Consider the following 4804-nt stretch of genomic DNA (forward strand, 5'->3'; position numbering starts at 1 on the left):
CATGTCCATGCCGACGCCCGCGACGGTGTAGATCACCGACGCAAGCTCGATCACCGCGAGGCCGCCCAGAAACAGCCAGCGGTCGTGGCGGAGCGCGGCGAGCAGCGGCCCGCCGTCATTCATCACGCCGCCCCCTCGTCGCGCCGCCCCTCGTCACGCCGCGCCGTCGATCACCCCGACATGGCTCAGGTGCAGACGGGCGAAATGGGCGTGGGTGTCGACCAGCGGCGCGAACGAGACCTCGCCCCCGGTCAACGTGGTGCGCCCGCTGGCGACCTCGGCCTCGTGGAACTCGAACCCATGGGGGAGCTTCAGGATCGCGCGATGCGGCTCGCCGGTGACGATGTTGGGCACCGGCTTCAGCTCGATGTCGGCGACGCCGTCGATCCGGGCTCGCCCCGTGCGTGCGCCGATGTCATGCGTCACGTCGATGCGCTTGCGCAGGGTCGGATATCTGTTGGGGCTCATCTTTGCGTAGACGAACCACATCGTCTTCATCTCCTCGGTGTCCTGCCCGGTCATGATCCGTTCCAGCGCCGCGGCCTGCGCATCGCTCGCGCCTGTGTCGATGACCAGTTGCATCTGACCGTCGCCCTCATGGATGGCGCCAGGCCAGTGATAGATCGCGGCGGCGCGCAGGCCCGACAGATCGGTGTCGCCGTGGTGGCCGCGTTCGATGTCGAACACGATCGCCGCTTCGCAGTTGCCGCGGGAGGGCAGCACCCCGAACTGGCAGGGGCAGCCGAAGTTGCAGTTGCAGTTCGTCAATCCCAAACCACGAATTTCCCAGGGTGTCATGACCGTCTCCCTCTTCAGGCGGGGCGCCGGCGAAGGCGCCGTTGCGACACTTCATGCTTGATGGCGTCTGCGGGCTTCACCGTCCGGCTTGCGACGTGCCTCTTTCCTTTGGGGGGAGCGAGCCATGCTCCGCCGCCAAAGCATACCACGATCAGGCGTCCCGGGGACGCCAGAAGTCCAGCTCCTGCTCTGCGTCCGAGGACGGCTCGCAGTCGCCCGCGCGCAGCTGCCACAGCACGTTGACGATGCGCCAGCCGTCGGCGCCGAAGCGGGCGAGCTGGAGATAGTCGACATATTTCGGAGACAGGCAGCGCACCGTCGCGATGTCGCGGAAGACGTCCTGGACCTGCACTTCGCACAGGCGCTCGCTGGTCCACGCGGCGCCCACGCCCTCGGCGGTCCAGCGCACCATCTGCTCGGCGTTCGTGGCGGGCGACCTGACGGTCCAGCCGTCGCGCCATGGGTCCCGGGCGATCGTCCGCTTCTCGAGCGCGGGGTGCAGGGCCCGGCGCATGCGCGCGGCGTCGCCGGAATACCAGCCTTCGGCATAGTCCCTCGCGGCCTGCATGATGGCGGCGATGCCCTGACCTTCGGCGTTGAACGTTGCGTCCATGACCGGGCTCCTCCTGCTGCGGCGTCAAAGAAGGTGGGCAACCATCGCGGCGGCGCGCGCCGCGCCGTCGCGTGCGACCGGATGGGGAACGCGCGGCGTGCGCAGTTCCTGAAGCATGGCGGCGGCGATGCAATCGGGATCGCTCTCGGCATAGATCATCCGGCGGCCGGCGTTGTAGCGCTCCAGCCGGGCGGCGACGTGGAAGTTCTGCTCGAAGTGGTTGCGCAGCGGAAAGTAGAGGAACGGGGTGCCCGCGGCGGCCAGCTCCATGCAGGTGGTCAGGCCCCCCTGCACCACCGCCAGATCGCAGGCGGCGAGGTGACGGTCGAGATCGGGCACGAAGGCGCGGGCCTCCACGCCCTCGGGCCAGTCGAAACCGGCCGGATCGAGCCGCGGGCCGGTGACGACGATCATGCGCAACTCGGGGATGCGCGCGCGGGCGTGGGGCCACGCGGCGAGGATGCGCCGGATCAGCTGGCCGCCGACGCCCGAGCCGCCGACCGCTACGATGCAGGTCTTGCGCCCGTCGTCATAGCCGAACCCGGCGCGCAGGTCGGCGCGGGGGCCGAAATCGGCGGGGTGCGTGCCGATGATGTAGTCGGAGAACGCGTAGTGCTTCGGGATCCAGTCGCGCATCCGCGGCAGGCCCTCGCCGAAGGACAGATCGGCGATGTCCTGCGGCCCGCCGACGAAGATGGCGCGGTCGCGCACCTGCGGGTGGCGTTCGACATGGCCGATCATCTCGGCGTTGTAGTCGGTGGTCAGGAACGCCTCGCGCGGGCCATTCTCCGCGAAGGGCGCCCAGCCCACGAAATCGGTGAACCACGCGATCGGCGCACGCTTCAGATCGGGGTGTTCGTGCCAGTAGTGGTCGACGTCCCAGGCCTCGTCGGCGATCACGAGGTCGTAGCGGTCCTGCTCCAGCACGTCCTGGAAGACCATGAAGTTCTTGATCAGGATTTCGTCCATGCTGCGGATCGCCTGAAAGGCGTTCAGATCGTGCTCCCCGGCCTCCGCCTCGATGTGCGCGGATTCGTTGGCCAGCAGCCGGCTCGCCGGGTGCACCGCCTCGGCGTTGGCGGCGAGGAAGCGGGTCACCGGGTCCTGCGCCAGCCAGTCCACCTGCAGATCGGGATGCAGCCTGCGCAGCGCGCGCGTCACCGCCAGATCGCGGCGCGCATGGCCCAGCCCGATGGGCGACGAGAGGTAGAGCGCGCGCTTGCGGCGGGAGGCGGGCCTGCGCGGCGCGGGCCTCACTGGCTCGGGCCGCCATGTTCCCAGACGCCGGGCGAGGAAATCGCGCATCGTCACGTTGAACCACGCCGGATAGCGGGCGTGGACGGCGTGCCCGCCGCCCTCGCGGACATGCAGGTCGCCACCCGTCAGTTCGGCGATGCGACGCGAGCCCTCAGGCGGCGTGATGGCGTCGGCGTCGCCCACGATCAGCAGGCTGGGGCAGCGGACGCGCGCATACATGGCCTCGTCGATCCGGGCCGCGCCGGCGGACCGGCCGTCCTGCGTCATCGCCAGCATCTCGCCGTCGCCGTCCAGTCCCCAGGCGAGCGCGTCGTCCTGCTGCTTGGTCGAATGCGGCTCGTTGTGCACCCGCGAGAAGAAGAAGCGCAGGAAATCGGGATAGTCGCGGCGCCAATGACGACGGTTGTATTTCTGCCAGCCTTCTGGCGCCGGCAGATCGGCCTCCCAGTCCGCGCCGCGCTCGGGGTAGGGCGGCACGATGGGCGTCCAGGCCCCGGTCGAGATCACGGCGTCGACCCGTTCGGGCCAGTCCGCCGCCACGGCGAAGGCCACGGCGCTGCCGAACGAGAAGCCGACCAGCGTGGCGGCGTCGGTCCGCGTCGCGTCCATGACCGCGATCACGTCGCCGATGATCGCGTCTAGGCTGTAGGCCTCCGGGGCGTCCGGCCGGTCGGACTTGCCGTTGCCGCGCGGGTCGAAGGCGATCACGCGGAAATGGTCTGCGAAATAGGGGATCTGCGCCTTCCAGCACCGCGAGTGGATGATCGCCCAGGTCGGTATGAACAGGATGGTCCGGTCGCCGGCGCCGTAGATCTCGTAGTGCAGCTTCACGCCGGCCCGGTCGACGGTCCCTTCGGTATGGGGAAGTGCGGCGCGCATCGGTCAGGCCTCCCTGAATGTCTCGGCTGCGGCGATCAGGTCGCCGACGCGGCGCAGGGCGGCGCGCATCGGGTGCTTCGCGTCGTCGAAGCCCAGCAGAATCAGCGATTCCGCCCCGATGAAGGCGGCGCCGACAAGCGCGGCGACCTCCTCGGCGCGGAACGGCCCGAGCGAACCGAGCCGCCCCTCGACCTCGCGCGCCAGTTCGAGGATGAGGGCCTGCCATTGCGCGACGGCGCGGCGCACCGCGTCGCCGACCGCCGGGTTGGACCAGCCCACGGCGGTCAGCTCCTGCAGCACGCGGACGTAGCCCGACGCGATGTCCTGCTCGAGGTAGTCGCAGGCGAGCCGCCATTTCTGCGCGATCGTCAGGTCGGGCCGGTGAAAAGTCGCCGCCTGCCGGGCGATCAGGGCGGCGTTCATGTACTCGAAGAGGGCGAGCACCATCCCTTCCTTGGACCCGAAGTGGTAGCGGATCTGGCTCATCTGGGTCGCCGCCTCCGCCGCGACCGCGCGGGTGGAGAGGCCGGCGTATCCATGGACCAGAAGCACGCGCTTGGCGGCCTCCAGGAGCGCTTCCTTCGGGTCCCGGCGGTGCTGAGGCGCTGCGTCCACGGTCGGTCTCCTCGGGCGAACGGTCAGGGATCGATGGTGGGTCTAATTCGTTCGAACGAACTGTAACACGACCCGGCCAATTTCCAAAGCCCGCGTGCGAAAGCATCGCATCCCGCAGCGGCAGGGGCGACAAGACGGTCCGCAACCGGGCCTGCGCGATCCTCGCCGAGACCGGGCCTGCGACCCGCGCCGCGCAGATCGCCGCTGCCGTCAGCCGCGCCGACTGAAGTCGACCCTGCCGTTCGCCTCGGCTCCGCGCGCCACGAGGCGCGTCGGCCGGCAGCCATCCCCGTAGTCCACCGGAGGGGTCAGGTGCGGCGGCGGTTCTGTCCGGCGTCGCCGCGGTTGTTTCGGGTGCGGGTGCGGCGGAGAGTTAGCGATAGCAGGTCGAAGCGGCCGCTTGTGCGGCGCAGCATTCTCGACCTCCGGATGCCATGCAGGGCCGACATCGACATCACAGGGGCGCGCTGGAGCGCTTCGCGGGCATCGCGCCGATCATCCTCCAGGCGACGGTCTGACGGCAGGGCGCTTTCCCGCCAGCCAATCGAGTTCGCGCGCAAAGCGTTCTGCCGTCCGGGCGTTGCGGTGCGGCAGGGCGGCGACGAACCGGTCGACGTCGAAATCGGGCCTGGCGATGAACAG

General features: G+C 69.7%; 4 protein-coding genes. All 4 read right to left on the minus strand.

The window, feature by feature from the left end; genetic code table 11:
- Positions 1-153: 153 nt before the first annotated feature.
- Positions 154-798 carry a DUF1326 domain-containing protein gene (locus V7Q31_RS17510; protein WP_333835139.1) on the minus strand — a complete coding sequence of 215 codons (645 nt, stop codon included), beginning with the start codon at positions 796-798 and terminating at the stop codon, positions 154-156.
- A gap of 151 nt (positions 799-949) precedes the next feature.
- On the minus strand, positions 950-1411 hold the full coding sequence (locus V7Q31_RS17515; protein WP_333835140.1) for a nuclear transport factor 2 family protein: 462 nt from the start codon (positions 1409-1411) through the stop codon (positions 950-952).
- Between the two features lie 24 nt (positions 1412-1435).
- Entirely contained in the window at positions 1436-3547 is a 2112-nt protein-coding gene (locus V7Q31_RS17520; protein WP_333835141.1) for an alpha/beta fold hydrolase, read from the minus strand.
- Positions 3548-3550: 3 nt separating this feature from the next.
- Entirely contained in the window at positions 3551-4162 is a 612-nt protein-coding gene (locus V7Q31_RS17525; protein ID WP_333835142.1) for a TetR/AcrR family transcriptional regulator, read from the minus strand.
- Positions 4163-4804: the final 642 nt, after the last annotated feature.

It is taken from the genome of Rubrimonas sp. (assembly GCF_036788415.1).
Taxonomy (GTDB): Bacteria; Pseudomonadota; Alphaproteobacteria; order Rhodobacterales; family Rhodobacteraceae; genus Rubrimonas.

Bases quoted from the DNA above. Each gene is read 5' to 3' on its own strand.
- V7Q31_RS17510 (WP_333835139.1), bottom strand. From the start codon at position 798: ATGACACCCTGGGAAATTCGTGGTTTGGGATTGACGAACTGCAACTGC.
- V7Q31_RS17515 (WP_333835140.1), bottom strand. From the start codon at position 1,411: ATGGACGCAACGTTCAACGCCGAAGGTCAGGGCATCGCCGCCATCATG.
- V7Q31_RS17520 (WP_333835141.1), bottom strand. From the start codon at position 3,547: ATGCGCGCCGCACTTCCCCATACCGAAGGGACCGTCGACCGGGCCGGC.